Raw genomic sequence first — 15,856 nt, forward strand, 5'->3', positions numbered from 1 at the left:
GAGGGAGCCGGCATGGTCGGTCCGTCCGAGGCGAGGAGAACCACACATGGCCATACCCACCGGTGACATCGTGCCGACCGCAGAGGGGCGGGATCTGGTGATCACGCGGTCGTTGGGGTTGCCGATCGAGGAGGTGTGGGCACGGTTGACCGACCCACACCTGACGGCGGGGTGGTACGGAACCTGGGAGGGACAGGCGGGGACCGGGAACACGATTCGGGTGCAGATGCGGTTCGAGGAGGGTGAGCCGTGGACGGATATGCGCATCGATGACTGCACGCCGCCGCTGCACCTGGGGACCTCCTCGACCGACCAGATCGGGCTGTGGCGACTCGAGGTGACCCTGCTCGATACCGGCGCGGCCACCGAATTGCGCCTGGTCCACCATCTGACATCGGAATACCAGCTGGCGGAGATCCCGCAGATCGGGCCGGGCTGGGAGTACTACGCCGACATGTTCGTCGCCGCGTGCACGCACACCGAACTACCGGATTTCGCCGACTACTACCCGTCGATGTCGGGCTACTACGAGCAACAGACCTCCTGAAACGTGAACCGCCCCAGCCGAATTCACGGCCGGGGCGGTTCAAGGAAGAAACTGACTACTCGTCGTCGAGTTCCGCGGCGACCTCGTCGGAGATATCGACATTGGTGTACACGTTCTGCACATCGTCGCTGTCTTCGAGCGCGTCGACCAGCTTGAACACCTTGCGCGCACCGTCGGCGTCGACCGCGACCGACACCGACGCCTGGAAACCGGACTCGGCGGAGTCGTAGTCGATGTTGGCGGCCTGCAGGGCCGACCGCACCGCGACCAGATCGCCGGGCTCGGTGATGATCTCGAAGACATCGCCGTGATCGTTGACGTCTTCGGCGCCCGCGTCGAGAACCGTCTCGAGAACATCGTCCTCGGACAGGCCGTTCTTCTCGAGCGTCACCACACCCTTGCGCGCGAACAGGTACGACACCGAACCCGGATCGGCCATGTTGCCGCCGTTGCGGGTCATCGCCAGCCGGACCTCGCCCGCGGCGCGGTTGCGGTTGTCGGTGAGGCACTCGATCAGCACGGCCACGCCGTTGGGCCCGTAGCCCTCGTACATGATCGTCTGCCAGTCGGCGCCGCCGACTTCCTCGCCACCGCCGCGCTTGCGGGCGCGCTCGATGTTGTCGATGGGGACCGAGGTCTTCTTCGCCTTCTGGATGGCGTCGAACAGCGTCGGATTGCCCGCAGGGTCACTACCACCAGTGCGGGCCGCCACCTCGATGTTCTTGATCAGCTTGGCGAAGAGTTTGCCGCGCTTGGCGTCGATTCCCGCCTTCTTGTGCTTGGTGGTGGCCCATTTGGAGTGGCCGCTCATGCCCTACTTCCTTCAAGTCGGTTGCGCGTCTGCCCGGGCGGACAAGCTCGATCCAGCCTACTCACTCCCCCGTCGCGCCCGCCGACGCGGGGTTTCACCGCGCGAGACGGACCATGTCGACGAACAGTTCGTGCACCCGCAGATCGCCGGTGACCTCGGGGTGGAACGAGGTCGCCACCACATTGCCCTGCCTGGCTGCCACGATGCGCCCCTGCGCGGGCCCGTGCGGAACGCGCGCCAGCACCTCGACGTCGTCACCGACCCGCTCCACCCACGGGGCGCGAATGAACACCGCGCGCACGGACGTGTCGAGGCCGGTGAAGTCCAGGTCGGTCTCGAAGGAGTCGACCTGACGACCGAAGGCATTGCGCCGCACCGTCATATCGATCCCGGACAGGTGCTGCGCGTCGGCGCGAGTATCGAGGACTTCCGAGGCGAGCAGGATCATGCCCGCACACGATCCGAACGCGGGCAGCCCGTCGCGCAGCCGCGCCCGCAACGGTTCCAGCAGGTCGAAGGCCTGCAGCAGCTTCGAGATCGCGGTCGACTCACCACCGGGCAGCACGAGTCCGTCGACGGCCGCCAGTTCCGACTCGCGCCGCACCAGCACCGGGTTCGCCCCGCAGTGTTCCAGCGCGGCAACGTGTTCGCGCACGTCACCCTGCAGCGCGAGGACGCCAATGGTCGGGCGGGCAGCAGTCGAGGAAGCGTTCACAGCCGTCGAGCTTACGAGCCCGCGCGATGTGTGCCCGCTCACGCCGTGCCGTCGCGTTCCCACGGTGCGGTCGCGACTCCCCTGGCTACTTGTGGCGCGGGGTGCGGATCAAGCCCTCCTGCACGACGGCGGCGACGAGATTTCCCTCGCGGTCCCAGATCTTGCCGCCGGTCAGCGCGCGACCGAACCCGGCCGAGGGCGAGGACTGGTCGTAGAGCAGCCATTCGTCGGCGCGGAACGGGCGAAGGAACCACATGGCGTGGTCGAGCGAGGCGTTCTGGGTGGGTTCGTCGGGGTGGATCACCTTCGACGAACCGAGCAGCGTCATATCGCTCATGTAGGCGAGCGTGCAGACGTGGAACATCGGGTCGTCGGGCAGCGGATGGCGGTACCGGAACCACACCTGCTGCGGGGAAACGGCACCGTCACGGGCGACGACCTGGTCCTGCGGGACGGTGCGGATGTCCCAGTGCTCCCATTCGCGCATCGCCCACAGTCGTTCGGGGGTCATGGTCACGCTGGCGTCGGGCAGGTCGTCGGGACCTTCGACCGCGGGCATCACGTCCTGGTGCTCCGGCCCTTCGTCACCGTGATGGAACGAGGCCGACATCATGAAGATCGCCTGCCCGTCCTGCACGCCGGTGACGCGCCTGGTGCAGAACGACCTGCCGTCGCGAATGCGTTCGACCAGGTAGACGGTGGGTTCTTCCGGGTTGCCCGGCCGCAGGAAGTAGCCGTGCAGGGAATGCACCTGGAAGGTGGGGTCGACGGTGCGCACCGCCGAGACCAGCGCCTGCCCGGCCACCTGACCGCCGAAGGTGCGCGGTAGCTGAGACTCCGTGGACGCGCCGCGGAAGATGTCGCGCTCCAGCCGCTCGATCGCGAGCGCCTCTTCGATTGTCGCCATGCGCTCGAGATTATCGCCTCACCGACCGGGCGGTATGTCCGGCTCTCCCACGACGGTCCGGAATTTGCTGTGATGGTCGGGTGCCGACGTTCACGCCCACCTCGCCCACGGCCCTGGCCCGACTCGTCGCCGACCGGCTCGTCGAGCTGCCGGGACGGCGGGTACTCGCGATCGACGGTGCCGATGCCGCCGCGCCCGTCGAGCTCGGCCGCCGGATCGTGGAGACGCTGACGGAGCAGGGTCGATCGGCCGCGGTGGTGTCGGTGCACGATTTCGTGCGGCCCGCGTCGTTGCGCATGGAATACGGACGCGATGACGAATGGTCTTATCGCACAGCATGGTTCGATTACGACGCGTTGCGGCGCGAGATTCTCGACGCGATGCCCGAGAACGGGCGCTGGTTGCCCGCGCTGTGGGACGAACAGCGGGATCGGTCGGCGCGGGCGGCGATTCGCACCGCGCAGGCCGATCTGGTATTGGTGCTGGCGGGGCCGATGCTGCTGGGGCGCGGTCTCGACTTCGACCTCACCGTCCGTCTGGAGCTGAGTGAGCAAGCGGCGCTGCGGCTCACGCCCGCCGATCAGCAGTGGACGTTGCCCGCTGTGCGCGATCACACGGTGGACAGTCCCGAGGAAGCCACGTGGACCGTGCGCTGGGACCATCCCGATCGAGCAGCACTGCGCGGCTGAAAAACGTTGCGGCCCGGCATACTCCGGATACGCGAAAGCCCCGTCCGGAATTTTCGAACGGGGCTCGAGCGAGCAGACGATCAGGCGCAGGCGACCGAGGTCTGACCCAGGTTGGTCAGCATGCCGCAGGCCCACGACTTCTGAACCTTCCACTTGCCCTGATCGGCCACGAACGGCACATCGACGACATTGACCTGGCCGTTGAGCGTGAAGTTGGCCTTGGCGTTGACGCTCTCACCGAAGGACGTCACCTCGGTGACCTGAATCTGGACACTGTTGTCCTGCACGGCCTGCGCCAAGCGGTTCGGCAGCTCGGGATCGGCTTCGATGCCCTGCACGAAATCCAGCTTCTGGTCGTTGGGGATAGACGGGTCCAGCGCCATGGTGAGCTGCTCGTTGAGCTGCTCGACGGTCGGCACGGCAGGCAGTTCCGCGGTGGGCGCGCCGTTCGCCGCGGTCTTGGCGCTCGTAGTGGTCTTGGACGTGGTGCCGCCCTTGTCGTCACTGCACGCGCTCAGCCCGAGGGCAGCGACCACAGCCAGTCCTGCGATCGCGACTCGTCCGGTCCTACGAAACTTCATCCACTCGTCCTTACGTCGGGTCGACAATCTCGCCCTGTCGGGCGACGGCCCGGAACCACGCCACACAGCGCAGGCCTCGATGCCACGGCCCGGACGCTACCCAGCAATTTTGAGGAAACCCTGAGACACAGACAACGTGGGTCTGTGAGATGCATCGGATTGTGGTGCATCCCAGCATGACTCCCCATCGCTACGCCACGTCAGAGCGCAGACCGGCGATCGCGTCGACGAGTCGGGCGTGGGTGTGCGCGTCTGCTGCGGCGATCAGGCCGTGGGGTGCGGTGTGTAGGGGTTGTCCGGCGAGGCCGGTGACGACGCAGCCCGCGGCCTGGCAGATCGCGATCGCGCTGGTGAAGTGGACGCTGTCGCGGAGGTCGCCGCCGGTGATGTAGGCGGCGCGGCGGCCTGCCGCGACCCAGGCCAGGGCCAGGGAGGTGGAGAGGACTCGTGGGTGGAATTCGGCCGCGAAGGCTTCGGCGTCGAGGAGTCGGGCCGGGGTGGACCAGGGGAACGGGTTGTCGAGGTCGACGTCGACGAGGTGGCTGGAGGCTTGTGGGCGCAGGGGTTCGTCGTGGCCGTGGGTGCGCCGGAACGCGCCGTGGCCGGCCGTCCAGAACACCTCGTCGGCGAACGGATCGGCGGTGGCTGCTGCCTTGACAGTGCCGCCCGCGCGCAGGGCGACGTTGACCGCGACCAACGGGGTTTCGACCGCGAAATTCCTTGTGCCGCAGAGTGGGTCGATGAACCAGGTCCTCTCGCTGCGGGCCGATCCGGTGATGCCGGATTCCTCAGCGACGAATCGGTCGCCCGGGCAGGCCGCCGCGAGCACATCGAGGATGACTTTTTCCGCCGCGATATCGGCCTGCGTGGCGAAATCGTCGCCTTGTTTGATGTAGTGAGTGAGTGGAGCGCCGAACGCCGAGCGAATCGCTTGCGAAGCGAGTTCTGTTGCGTGGATTGCGATTTCACTATCCGAGTGGTGCACCGTCTCCAGGCTACGGACCGCGTCGCCCACCGGCAGCAGAACTCGCGGACTTACGTGGCCAAGTACACGGCGAGGCCGAGCCCGCCGATCCCGACCCCCACCCGCAACACGTTCGGCGGGATCACCTTCACCACCGGCGGACCACACCAGCCACCCGCCAGCGCACCCGCGCCCAACGCCAGTGCAGCGCCCCAGTGCACCGGCCCGAAGGCCGCGAACCCGACCGCGGCGACCAGGTTCGCGATGCCGAGCAGGAAGCTCTTGAGAACCGAAGCGCTCCACAGGGATTCGGAGGTGCACAGCAGCATCATCGACAGGTAGATCACGCCCGCGCCCGCACCGAAATAGCCGCCGTATACCGACGTGAGCAGGATGCCGACCGGCACGATCCAGGGCGCGCTCAGTTCGCCGATATGCCGTCGAACCAGTGGTTGCACCAGTAGCGCGATCGAAGCCATGGCGACCAGGAACGGCACGACCACCTCGAATGCCCCATCCGGAGCGACCAGCAGCGCCAGCGCACCGAGGAGCCCGCCCACAGCCGCCAAAATCGCCCAGCGCACCAGCGTGGGCCCGCGCCCTGTGAGTTCACGTCCGGAATTCGCGGTCGCACCGACACCGACAGCGACCATGGCGACGGTGTTGGTGACATTGGCCGCGACAGGCGGCAGACCGGCGGCGAGCAGCGCCGGATAGGAGACGATCGAGGCCATCCCGGTGACGAAACCGATCAAGCCGGTGAAGAATCCCGCGACGACCAGCAAGGACAAGTCGAGCGCGGTCACAGACCGACTGTACGGTATGCCCAGTTGGCAGCAATTTCCGGGCAAGACCCGACCGGACCACCCGCGCCGGGATCACTCCGACGCGCCGAAGGCCGTGCCAGGATGGCGGGGTGCAGATGACGACTTTCGAGCCGGGCGAACCACCCGTTCGACGTAACCGGCTGGACTCCAACACCGTTGCCCGCCTCGACGACGTCACCACCTTCGCCCAACTGCTCGACGCGGCAGAGCTGGTCCGCATGGATCATCCCGATGCCAGGATCCTGTGCACGCTCGACGACCTCGGCCAGTGCGCGTACACGAGCATGCACGCCACCCTCGGTTTGGTCGACGACGACGACACCGACCACGACGACCCCGTCGCCTCGCACAACTTCGACAACGCCGCGGTCACCCGCATCGCCGCCCTGCTCGACAACCCGGCGGCCCGCGTCCCCTGGGAAACCCTGCGCGACACCCGCAACGCGTCCGAGGACGAACTCACCGCCCTCGTCACCGCCAACCGCTCCCCCGACCGTGTCGTCGACGATGTGGTCCTGATCCAGCGCGTCCCCGTCGACCGCGACGACCTCGCCATCGCAGGCATCCCCAACGGCTACTTCGCCGACGACTGGTCCACCTACGACAACCACACCGTCATCCGCCGCATGGCCACCCACGGCTACCGCCACCTCGCCATCGGCGCCTCCCTGCTCGCCTTCGCCCGCCCCACACCCCCCACCCCCGAACAAGCCGCCACCCTGGTCACCGACCTCACCCACCTCTACGGCTCCCCCACCGCCATCGCCTGGCACGAACTGGCCGTCCAACTCCCCACCCAACGCCACCTCATCCTCGGCTACGCCGAAAACTACGCCGACGCCCTCACCACCGACACTGAGGGCGCGGCGGGCCAGCCCTAGACAGCGGGCTCCCGCAGTTCCGAGCGACCCGCCGTTCAACGGCCGTGCTCGGCGTCGCTATCACGCAGGAACCGACTGCTCCCGATCGAACGCGGTAGCCGTCAGGTTCGATGTCACCGTTGACCACACGGTCCAGGCCAGCCACACCATGCCTACCCCGGCCGCGATATGGCCGACCCGAACCAGTGGGGCCGGGAGCAGGAATGTCAGACACAGGACCGACAGGCCAGCTGTGTAGAGGATCGCGGCTAATCGTGGGACTGCCGCGCTGCGGAGTAGGGCTGCGCCGAACAGCAGCGTTCCGGTCAGGGCGAGGATCGCGGTGGCAAGGAAGGCGGATTTGGCTGGGGTGGTGAGTAATTCGTCTACTACCGGTTTGTCGAGGTAGACCAGGACGAAATTCTTGGCGAAGGCGACGCCGGCGAAATAGCCGAAGCCGAGGAATTGGACGGAGAACGCGAGGGCTCCGAAGCGGCCGAGGCGCCGGTGCAGGAGGGAGTACAGGGCTACCAGCAGCCCGATGCCGAAGGGGACGGCGGCACCGTTGAAGATTTGGGTGAGGGGCGTTTTCCCGTCGGCGATCAGTTCGATGGTGCCGGCGAGTGCGATGGTGGTGCCGCCGATGAGGCCGGAGATGCTGCCGAGGCGAAGTAGTGCTCGGGTGTCCATGTCGAATTCCCTTCTCGATGTCGAGATCGACGATAGGAATCCGGTGGTCACGGCGGTAAGTGCCGGGCGACCCATGACTTTCGGCTACATTCGCCATCGAGCCTGGTCGTGCGACGAATCCGCCCATAAGCTCGGGAAATGCATCGGCCGCGCGCACTGACCTGGGTAGCGTGCTTTCTCTACGTCTCGGTGCTGATCGCCGGGCTCGCCGTTGCCTCGACCGCTCCCGTCGACCCAGTCCGGTTGACCGCTTTCGCCGGAGCGCTCGTTGTCGCCGGGGTGTTGGAGATCGCCGAATGGCGGTTCATACAGGTCAGCTCTCAACCGGTCGCGGCGACCAACTCGACATCGCACACGCGAGCCGTCGCGATCACCGGGCTCATCGCCCGCGCCGCCCTCTACACGCTGATCACCGTGCTCGACACCAGCGGCAACGCGAAAGTCCTGTTCGTCCTGCTCCCGCTCACCGCGTATTTCACCGTCGGACATCGTGTCGCGTACGCGATCGCCGCGACCGGCCTGATCACAGCCGGGATTCTCGTGATCGGGCAACCGACTTCGCGTCAGGACCCCGAAGCCCTCTCGGATCTGCTGATGCTCACGATCGGCGTGGTCTTCGCCCTCGCCATCGCGGTGATCGCCGAACGCGAGGAAACCGGACGGCACCGCGCCGAAGTACTGCTCACCGAACTGACCGACGCCCACGCCCGCCTGCGCGAGTACGCCGACCAGGCGATATTCCTGGCCACCGTCGCTGAGCGGACCCGGGTGGCCCGCGATATCCACGACAGCGTCGGCCACCATCTCGTAGTCACCGCGATCCAGCTGGAGAAATCCGCCGCCTACCGATCCCTGGACACTGACACCGCCGACCGGGCCTTGGCCGAAGGCCGCAATTCCGCGCGCCTGGCGCTCGACGAGGTCCGCCGCGCGGTCGGTGCCCTGCGCGCCGACGACACCCAGTTCACCCTCGCCACCTCCCTGAAAGCCCTCGCGGCCCGACTCGACGACCCCGACTTCGCCGTGCTCCTCGTCCTCACCGGCACTGAGGACACCCTCGGAGAACCCGTGCGACTGGCCCTCTATCTCGCCGCGCAAGAGGGTCTCACCAACGCACGCCGCCATTCCGGTGCCACCATCGTCGCGGTCCGCGTCAACCTCACCGACAACTCCGGCGAACTCGATATCGCCGACAATGGAACGGGTTTCGCGCCGGGAACCGTGGAAGGTCAGGGGTTGTCAGGAATGCGCCAACGTCTCGACATTCTCGGCGGCGAGGTCCGAATCACTACCAGCCCCAAAGGAACTCGACTCCTCGCGACGATCCCGGCGGCGGCGCGATGACCCAACGCGACCCCGGCGCACCGCGCGCCGCGCCAAAGGTGCGCGTGCTGATCACCGACGACGAGCGCCTCGTTCGAGAAGGGATCGCCGCGCTGCTCGCTTTACAACCCGGCATCGAAGTCGTGGGCACGGCCGAAAGTGGCTCCGACGCAGTCGAACTGGCTACCATATTGACACCGGACGTGGTCCTGATGGATGTGCGCATGCCAGGAATGGACGGGGTCGAGGCGGCCACCCGACTGCGCGGCCGGGCAATAGTGTTGATGCTCACCACCTTCGACCACGACGGCTACATCATCGCGGCCCTGCACGCGGGCGCATCCGGCTACCTGCTCAAAGACCTCCCCGCCACCGAACTAGCCCAGGCGATCCGCCTCGCGCACGCGGGCGTCGACCAGTACTCCGCCGCCGTCACCACCCGCCTAGCCGCCATGGTCCGCTCCCGCATCCCCCGCCCCACCATCGACCTCACCGACCGCGAAACCGACGTCCTACGACTCCTCGCCACTGGCGCTGCCAACCGCGAAATAGCCCGCTCCCTTTACCTCAGCGAAGGCACCGTCAAGAACCACATCTCGAGCATCCTCCACCGCCTAGGCGTCCGAGACCGCACCCAAGCCGCCATCTACGCCCACGAACAGGGAATCCTCTGAAGACGCCCTCGGTCGCTGATTGCACACGATGCGGACAGCTGTCCCCTGACAGAACCGCGGGACTTCCACACGCGACGCCCCTGTCCACGACGCCGACGAACGATCCCACCACACCGAACTACGAAGAGGCCCAGCACGTAACGAGCCTGCGCGGCACCGACAGGACGGACGTCGATTCAACGACAAGTGAGCCTCGGCGCTGAGACGAGCGCTGTGTAGGAGGGGCGAGACAGAGAACAAGCCCGCGTCTCATCTCGAGAAGCGAGCTTGTCGTGTTGATATCAGCTTAGCCACCCGCAGCGCGCCCCCGCCGACCGCCCAGCTCCTCGACACCCTCACCACTGAACTCCTGAGCTTCAGGAATCCAGTCAGAGCTCCCACAAGGAGGCGATGGGTAACCGACGAGGTTCTCGCCGAACCGCACGCCCTGGTCCGACGTACCGAGCACGACCCCACCAAGAAACCTGTCACCCACACGCTCCGCTAGCCGCTGCAGGCCACGGAAATGCTCGGGCTTGTAGGTCTGCTTTGCCTTCACTTCAAGGCCGAGAAACCGACCGTCATCCAGCTCGATGACAACGTCCACCTCGATGCCCGACGACTCTCGGTAGTGGAAAACACTCGCCACCGCCGACAAGTGCGGCAGCCCGGGCGGCCGTCGGCGTCTCGCGAGAGGCGCGCGCGAACCACCTCACCGGCTTGGTAGGCCGCGACCAGACGCAGGACGGTCGCCAAGCGGTTGCCGTCGACCAGACGTCGGATATCGCGGACATCGCACTCAACGATGTGGTCCACGTATCCGTCGAACCAGGCCGCCCGCAGTCGCGGCGACCGCCGAAAGACCTCCGGATACCCCGACTGCTGCGAGAAGGTTCGCGTAGTCCTCCCGCGAGACCGACGAACGGACGTCGAAGGGATCCACACCGGCGAGGAGGCGAGTCACGAAGTCATCGAGGCGACCGTTGATCTCGCCCTGGCTCAAGGTCCCCGATGGCAGTTTGACGGCTCGGCCCGCGAGCGAGTCGGGCGTCCGTTCGAGCCGTAGCAGATCAGCCGACTCAGTGAGAGGAACGCCCTCGATGACGACAACAGGGAAGGCGTCGACGAGCTCCTTCGCCCAGGGGAGGGCGTGGCGCGAGAGGATATCGTTCGAGGTCACGGCACTATGAAAACCCCACAAGTCGCTGTTCTGCAAGCACAAACCCGCTGATTCACCGAGAGCAAGTCGCTGTTTTGCACACGATAGGTCGCTGATTTCGCACAATGAGGTCAGCTGTCGGCAGCGCTCCACCACGAACCTATTCTCGTTCCTCCTCGGGCGGACTGCCCTGAGCAGGAACGCGCAGCGCGACCGAGACGCCAGGCCAGGTGCGGGCGTAGACGACCGTGGGCCCGTCCGAAAACGGACGAGCCCACGGTCGAATCACTCAGTGCCCGAACAACTTCGGGCGACAAATCACCAGCCGCGCTCGGCGAGGCGGTGGGGCTGGGGGATTTCTTCGACGTTGATGCCGACCATGGCTTCGCCCAGGCCGCGCGAGACCTTGGCGAGGACGTCCGGGTCGTCGTAGAAGGTGGTGGCCTTGACGATGGCGGCGGCGCGCTGTTCGGGGTTGCCGGACTTGAAGATGCCGGAGCCGACGAAGACGCCTTCGGCGCCGAGCTGCATCATCATGGCGGCGTCGGCGGGGGTGGCGATGCCGCCCGCGGTGAACATCACGACGGGGAGCTTGCCGGTCTGGGCGACCTCGCGGACGAGTTCGTAGGGGGCCTGCAGTTCCTTGGCGGCCACGAACAGTTCGTCCTCGGACAGCGAGGTCAGGCGGCGGATCTCGCCGCGGATGGTGCGCATGTGGGTGGTGGCGTTGGAGACGTCGCCGGTGCCGGCTTCACCCTTGGAGCGGATCATGGCCGCGCCTTCGGTGATGCGGCGCAGAGCCTCGCCCAGGTTGGTGGCACCACAGACGAAGGGGATGGTGAAGTTCCACTTGTCGATGTGGTTGGCGTAGTCGGCGGGGGTGAGGACCTCGGACTCGTCGATGTAGTCCACGCCAAGGCTCTGCAGGATCTGCGCCTCGACGAAGTGGCCGATGCGGGCCTTGGCCATCACGGGGATGGAGACCGCGGCGATGATGCCGTCGATCATGTCCGGGTCGCTCATCCGGGACACGCCGCCCTGGGCACGGATGTCGGCGGGCACCCGCTCGAGCGCCATCACGGCCACCGCGCCAGCGTCTTCGGCGATCTTGGCCTGCTCGGCGTTGACCACATCCATGATCACGCCACCCTTGAGCATCTCGGCCATGCCGCGCTTGACGCGGGCGGTGCCGACGGTGTTGGTGGTCTCAGGCGTAGTCACGAATGTCTCCTGTGTCATGGGCGCCAATCAAGTCGCTCGGGTACGGGTTCACCGTCGATTCTAGAGCTGCCCGAATTCGGGCTTCATAGCCAGTTGAGCACCACTGGCCTTCTTGCGACCAGCGGCGATGCGGAACCCGCTGCCAGCTGGCCTTGCCCGCTCAGCGGATCGAGCGGACCACGTGTTCGGTGTCGTCCTCCGCGGCGGTCACGGCTTCGGCGAGCAACTCGTCGAGGTGGTAGGGGTACACGGCCTCACCCTTGGCGTCGAGCGCGCGGATGTCGTCGGCGGTGCACCAGCGGTGGTCGGTGATCGTGCGGCGTTCCAGAGCGTCGAGGTCGGCGGGGCGCCATTCGAAACCCGGGGAGCGCAGGGTGAAGAACAGTTCTTCGGAGCGAATGAGTTCGCCATTGAACGGGAACACCGCGACGCGACGCCACAGCGGGCCGCGCAATGACGAGGGGTCGACGCGCTGGCCGGTTTCCTCGTAGGTTTCGCGGACGGCCGCATCACGCAGGTTCTCCCCCGGTTCGACGCCGCCGCCGACGGTGAACCAGAAGGCGACCTCGGGGATCATCGGGTCGTGGCCGCGCAGCAGCAGCACGCGGTCCTGCTCATCGAGCAGGACCACCCGCGCGGAGGTGCGGGTGGTGTGGACGACGAGGCCGGTGGCGGCGGCGGGGGTCGCGCGTTCGGTGATCTCGAAGTAGTGCGGCAGCGGGGCGGTGCCGCCGAGGTGCAGGATGCGCACGGGTCTGCGGGTGCGCAGGGCGAGGGTGTCGCGGACGGCGTCGTTGTGGAAGCGGCGCGCGATCAGCACGCGGGCCTCGGCGTCGGCGAGTTCGGCGACCAACTGGGGTCGCAGGTGGTCGATGTCGACGAGTGACAGCGCGGCCGAGAGCTGGTTTTCGACCGTTTCCCGGTCGCTGCGGTCGACGCGCTCGGCACGGTCGGCCAGTGCGGCGAGCTGCGCGGCCCGTTCGGCGCGACGCGGATCAGCACTCACCGGGCCCGCCTCCGACATGGCCACTGCGCGTGCCACCACCGCACGTCGGGCCAGCGCCGCGTCGAGTGCCTGCCATGACTGGTCGGAGCGCACGTGCAGCCGGTCGAGGCGGTTGGCGGTGGAGTAGGCCCACACGCCGAGGGCGAGGACGAGCAGGGCGATCAGCCCGAGAACGAGGACCGTGGTCGCGGAGAAGGTGATCATCCGGCGGCCCGCACCCGGTTGTCGCCGACGGTAACGGTCTCGTACACCCGCAGGATCTGCTCGGCCACGACCGGCCAGTCGTAGCCCGCGACCACCTGGGTAGCGGTGCTCACGAGACGCATCCGCGTCTCGTCGTCGGTCAACAGCGTGTCGATCGCAGTGGCCAGCGCGTCGGAGTCGCCGATCGGGGTGAGCATGCCCGCTGTCCCGTCGCGCAACACGCGCCGGAACGCATCGAGTTCGCTCGCGACCACGGGAGTGCCCGCCGCCATCGCCTCGATCAGGATGATGCCGAAACTCTCGCCACCCAGATTCGGCGCGACGTACACATCGGCACTGCGCAGCGCGGCAGCTTTCTCTTCGTCGGAGACCTGTCCGAGGAACCGCAGGTGCCCCGCGTGCTCGCCTGCCTCGCGTCGCAGCCGCTCCTCGTCACCGCGCCCGACGATGAGGATCTCCACGTCGGGGTGGTGTTCGATGAGCGCGGGCAGCGCGCCGAGCAGCACGTCCATGCCCTTGCGCGGTTCGTCGTAGCGGCCGAGGAACAGCACCGTACGGCCCGCGCGCGGATATCCGTCCAGTGGCTCACCGCGCGCGAACGCCGACACGTCGACACCGTTGGGGATCTCCACCGCGTCGGAGCCGAGCGCTTCGACCTGCCAGCGCCTGGCCAGCTCGGACACTGCGATCCGCCCGCTGATCTTCTCGTGATATGGGCGGAGCACACCTTGAAAGGTGCTGAGCACCAACGACTTCGTGGTCGAAGTATGGAAGGTGGCCACGATCGGACCTTCGGCGATCTTGAGCGCCAGCATCGACAGACTGGGGGCGTTGGGTTCGTGGATGTGGAGCACGTCGAAGTCGTTGCTGTCGATCCAGCGGCGAATCCGCGTGTAGGCCATCGGGCCGAACGACAGTCGCGCCACCGACCCGTTGTAGGGAATCGCGACCGCGCGACCCGCCGAGACGACGAAGTCCGGCAGCGGTGTGTCGTCGGAGGCCGGGGCGAGCACGCTCACCTTGTGCCCGCGTTCGATGAACACCCGGGCCAGCTCGACCACATGCGCCTGCACGCCGCCGGGGACATCGAACGAATACGGGCAGATCATCCCGATCTTCACCGCTGGCCCCCAGCGGCGATCCGCGACAGCCGTGCGGGCGACAAATCGCCTTCCCACATCGGCTGCAGCATGTGCCAGTCGGCCGGGTGCTCGGTGATATTGGCGGCGAAGCGGTCGGCCAGCAACTGCGTGGCCCCCTCGATCCCACCCGAAACATCCAGCGCCGGTTCGGCTTTCAGCCCCCAACCTTCGGTGCCGTCGTCGTCGTCGACGGTGAACCAGCCGTGTACGGGCACCAGCGCCGCACCGGTCTCGATCGCCAATTTGGCGGGGCCTGCTGGCATCCACGTGCGTTCACCGAGGAAGTCGACGGGCACACCTTTTCCGGTGAGGTCACGTTCGCCCAGCAGGCAGACGATCCGGTTCTGGCGCAGGCGTTCGGTGAGCGCGGCGAACGGCGGTTGCTCACCACCGGTCAGCGGAAAGACCTCGAAACCGAGGCTCTCGCGATAGGCGACGAACCGCTCGAACAGCGATTCGGGTTTCAATCGTTCCTGAACGGTGGTGAAGTTGTCGTAGTGCTGCACCAGCCAGACACCGGCCATATCCCAGTTGCCCGAATGCGGGAGCACCAGAATCAGCCCGCGTCCTGCCTCCAGCGCGGCGTCGACATTCTCCAGACCGCCGACGTAGTAGTCGATCTGGGTGGGGTCCATCGACGGCAGCCGGAACGCTTCACGCCAGTACCGAGCATAGGAGCGCATGCTCGCTCGCATCAGCTCGTCGGGCACCTGATCGGCGGGCACGCCGAGGACTCGCGAGAGGTTGCGGCGCAACTGTTGTGGTCCGCCGTCCTTCACCGCACGATCGGCGCCGAGGTCGAATGCCTTGCGCGCCAACCCTTCCGGCGCCGCCCGCACCAGGCGCCAGCCCGCAGCATAGGCCCAGTCGCTCAGCTGATCTTTGAGACTCATGATGCCTCCTGCTGCGGTGCGGGCGGAATGACAACCCGCGCACCCGGCGAATTACGCACTGCCAGGACTCGCTGGAACACCGTCACGATGCTCAGCACCGCCAGCACCCACATCGCCACGTACACGGCCCAGGTCAGCCACTCGATCCCCCAGTGCCCGCCGATACCGGTGAGCCCGGTGCCGAGCAGCACGAGAACCAGGCGATCCGGGCGTTCGATCAGCCCGCCGTCCGCTGACAGTCCGCTCGCCTCGGCGCGAGCCTTGGCATACGAGATCACCTGCGAGGTCACCAGCACGACCAGGGTGACCGCGAACAGTTCCCTGCTGTGCTCGTGATAGACCGCCCACCAGGCGAGTCCACCGAAGATCGCGCCGTCGGCCACCCGGTCGCAGGTGGCGTCGAGGACCGCGCCGTACTTGGTGCCGCCGCCGCGGGCGCGCGCCATCGCCCCGTCGAGCATGTCGAACATGACGAACAGCCAGATGACCAGCGTTCCCCAGAACAGGTGCCCGGAGGGGAACAGGGTCACCGCGGCGGCGATCGTCGCGGTGGTGCCGATCAGTGTCATCGCGTCCGGGGTGAGCCCCGTCCCGACGAGCGCTTTGCCCAGCGGCGCAGTCGCTTTCGCAAACGTCTGGCGGCCGAAGAAGCTGAGCACGGTCT

The 15,856-nt window shown here is 67.0% G+C and carries 19 protein-coding genes; 5 read left to right on the forward strand and 14 right to left on the reverse strand.

Annotated features, from left to right (window positions below; translation table 11 throughout):
• Window positions 1-46: 46 nt before the first annotated feature.
• A complete protein-coding gene (locus tag ACFW6D_RS19265; protein ID WP_379329894.1) occupies window positions 47-547 on the forward strand; it encodes an SRPBCC domain-containing protein in 501 nt (166 codons plus the stop codon).
• Between the two features lie 55 nt (window positions 548-602).
• Here the strand turns inward: ACFW6D_RS19265 and ACFW6D_RS19270 are convergent, their stop codons facing one another.
• The 3 genes from ACFW6D_RS19270 to ACFW6D_RS19280 all read right to left on the reverse strand — a co-directional run bounded on the left by ACFW6D_RS19270 (window position 603) and on the right by ACFW6D_RS19280 (window position 2,980).
• Entirely contained in the window at window positions 603-1,358 is a 756-nt protein-coding gene (locus ACFW6D_RS19270; RefSeq protein ID WP_379329896.1) for a YebC/PmpR family DNA-binding transcriptional regulator, read from the reverse strand.
• Between the two features lie 94 nt (window positions 1,359-1,452).
• Window positions 1,453-2,073, reverse strand: a complete 621-nt coding sequence (pdxT, locus tag ACFW6D_RS19275) for a pyridoxal 5'-phosphate synthase glutaminase subunit PdxT (protein WP_379329898.1) — start codon at window positions 2,071-2,073, stop codon at window positions 1,453-1,455.
• An 85-nt stretch (window positions 2,074-2,158) separates the two neighbouring features.
• A complete protein-coding gene (locus ACFW6D_RS19280) occupies window positions 2,159-2,980 on the reverse strand; it encodes an acyl-CoA thioesterase (RefSeq protein ID WP_379329900.1) in 822 nt (273 codons plus the stop codon).
• 80 nt (window positions 2,981-3,060) lie between these two features.
• Here ACFW6D_RS19280 and ACFW6D_RS19285 point away from each other — a divergent pair, with 80 nt between their 5' ends.
• Window positions 3,061-3,669 (forward strand): hypothetical protein, encoded by a 609-nt coding sequence (locus ACFW6D_RS19285; RefSeq protein ID WP_379329902.1) that lies wholly within the window; start codon window positions 3,061-3,063, stop codon window positions 3,667-3,669.
• A gap of 80 nt (window positions 3,670-3,749) precedes the next feature.
• On the opposite strand, the gene ACFW6D_RS19290 is transcribed toward ACFW6D_RS19285, so the two are convergent.
• The 3 genes from ACFW6D_RS19290 to ACFW6D_RS19300 all read right to left on the reverse strand — a co-directional run bounded on the left by ACFW6D_RS19290 (window position 3,750) and on the right by ACFW6D_RS19300 (window position 6,020).
• Complete coding sequence (locus tag ACFW6D_RS19290) at window positions 3,750-4,250, reverse strand: hypothetical protein (protein WP_379329904.1); 501 nt, start codon at window positions 4,248-4,250, stop codon at window positions 3,750-3,752.
• A 190-nt stretch (window positions 4,251-4,440) separates the two neighbouring features.
• A complete protein-coding gene (locus tag ACFW6D_RS19295) occupies window positions 4,441-5,235 on the reverse strand; it encodes an inositol monophosphatase family protein (protein WP_379329906.1) in 795 nt (264 codons plus the stop codon).
• Window positions 5,236-5,285: 50 nt separating this feature from the next.
• Window positions 5,286-6,020 carry a sulfite exporter TauE/SafE family protein gene (locus ACFW6D_RS19300; protein ID WP_379329908.1) on the reverse strand — a complete coding sequence of 245 codons (735 nt, stop codon included), beginning with the start codon at window positions 6,018-6,020 and terminating at the stop codon, window positions 5,286-5,288.
• A 116-nt stretch (window positions 6,021-6,136) separates the two neighbouring features.
• Here ACFW6D_RS19300 and ACFW6D_RS19305 point away from each other — a divergent pair, with 116 nt between their 5' ends.
• Window positions 6,137-6,922, forward strand: a complete 786-nt coding sequence (locus tag ACFW6D_RS19305) for a hypothetical protein (protein WP_379329910.1) — start codon at window positions 6,137-6,139, stop codon at window positions 6,920-6,922.
• A 60-nt stretch (window positions 6,923-6,982) separates the two neighbouring features.
• Here ACFW6D_RS19305 and ACFW6D_RS19310 read toward each other — a convergent pair whose 3' ends face one another.
• Window positions 6,983-7,591: a hypothetical protein gene (locus tag ACFW6D_RS19310; protein WP_379329912.1), complete on the reverse strand. Its 609-nt coding sequence runs from the start codon at window positions 7,589-7,591 to the stop codon at window positions 6,983-6,985.
• A gap of 138 nt (window positions 7,592-7,729) precedes the next feature.
• Here ACFW6D_RS19310 and ACFW6D_RS19315 point away from each other — a divergent pair, with 138 nt between their 5' ends.
• Window positions 7,730-8,935, forward strand: coding sequence for a sensor histidine kinase (locus ACFW6D_RS19315; protein ID WP_379329914.1), 1,206 nt, complete (start codon window positions 7,730-7,732; stop codon window positions 8,933-8,935).
• Window positions 8,932-9,588, forward strand: coding sequence for a response regulator (locus ACFW6D_RS19320; RefSeq protein ID WP_379329916.1), 657 nt, complete (start codon window positions 8,932-8,934; stop codon window positions 9,586-9,588). Before ACFW6D_RS19315 ends, ACFW6D_RS19320 begins: the two co-directional genes overlap by 4 nt.
• A 286-nt stretch (window positions 9,589-9,874) precedes the next feature.
• On the opposite strand, the gene ACFW6D_RS19325 is transcribed toward ACFW6D_RS19320, so the two are convergent.
• The 7 genes from ACFW6D_RS19325 to pgsA form a co-directional block, all read right to left on the reverse strand.
• Window positions 9,875-10,216 (reverse strand): hypothetical protein, encoded by a 342-nt coding sequence (locus tag ACFW6D_RS19325; protein ID WP_379329918.1) that lies wholly within the window; start codon window positions 10,214-10,216, stop codon window positions 9,875-9,877.
• A gap of 150 nt (window positions 10,217-10,366) precedes the next feature.
• On the reverse strand, window positions 10,367-10,747 hold the full coding sequence (locus tag ACFW6D_RS19330) for a hypothetical protein (protein ID WP_379329920.1): 381 nt from the start codon (window positions 10,745-10,747) through the stop codon (window positions 10,367-10,369).
• A 297-nt stretch (window positions 10,748-11,044) separates the two neighbouring features.
• Window positions 11,045-11,965 carry a pyridoxal 5'-phosphate synthase lyase subunit PdxS gene (gene pdxS, locus ACFW6D_RS19335; protein WP_379329922.1) on the reverse strand — a complete coding sequence of 307 codons (921 nt, stop codon included), beginning with the start codon at window positions 11,963-11,965 and terminating at the stop codon, window positions 11,045-11,047.
• Between the two features lie 142 nt (window positions 11,966-12,107).
• Window positions 12,108-13,154: an NUDIX domain-containing protein gene (locus ACFW6D_RS19340; RefSeq protein ID WP_379330074.1), complete on the reverse strand. Its 1,047-nt coding sequence runs from the start codon at window positions 13,152-13,154 to the stop codon at window positions 12,108-12,110.
• Entirely contained in the window at window positions 13,154-14,278 is a 1,125-nt protein-coding gene (locus ACFW6D_RS19345) for a glycosyltransferase family 4 protein (protein ID WP_379329924.1), read from the reverse strand. The genes ACFW6D_RS19340 and ACFW6D_RS19345 overlap by 1 nt, the downstream gene beginning before the upstream one ends.
• Window positions 14,275-15,192, reverse strand: a complete 918-nt coding sequence (locus ACFW6D_RS19350) for a phosphatidylinositol mannoside acyltransferase (protein ID WP_379329926.1) — start codon at window positions 15,190-15,192, stop codon at window positions 14,275-14,277. Before ACFW6D_RS19350 ends, ACFW6D_RS19345 begins: the two co-directional genes overlap by 4 nt.
• Window positions 15,189-15,851 carry a phosphatidylinositol phosphate synthase gene (gene pgsA / locus ACFW6D_RS19355; RefSeq protein ID WP_379330076.1) on the reverse strand — a complete coding sequence of 221 codons (663 nt, stop codon included), beginning with the start codon at window positions 15,849-15,851 and terminating at the stop codon, window positions 15,189-15,191. Before pgsA ends, ACFW6D_RS19350 begins: the two co-directional genes overlap by 4 nt.
• Between the last annotated feature and the right edge of the window lie 5 nt (window positions 15,852-15,856).

This window comes from Nocardia sp. NPDC058705, assembly GCF_042749305.1.
GTDB lineage: Bacteria > Actinomycetota > Actinomycetes > Mycobacteriales > Mycobacteriaceae > Nocardia.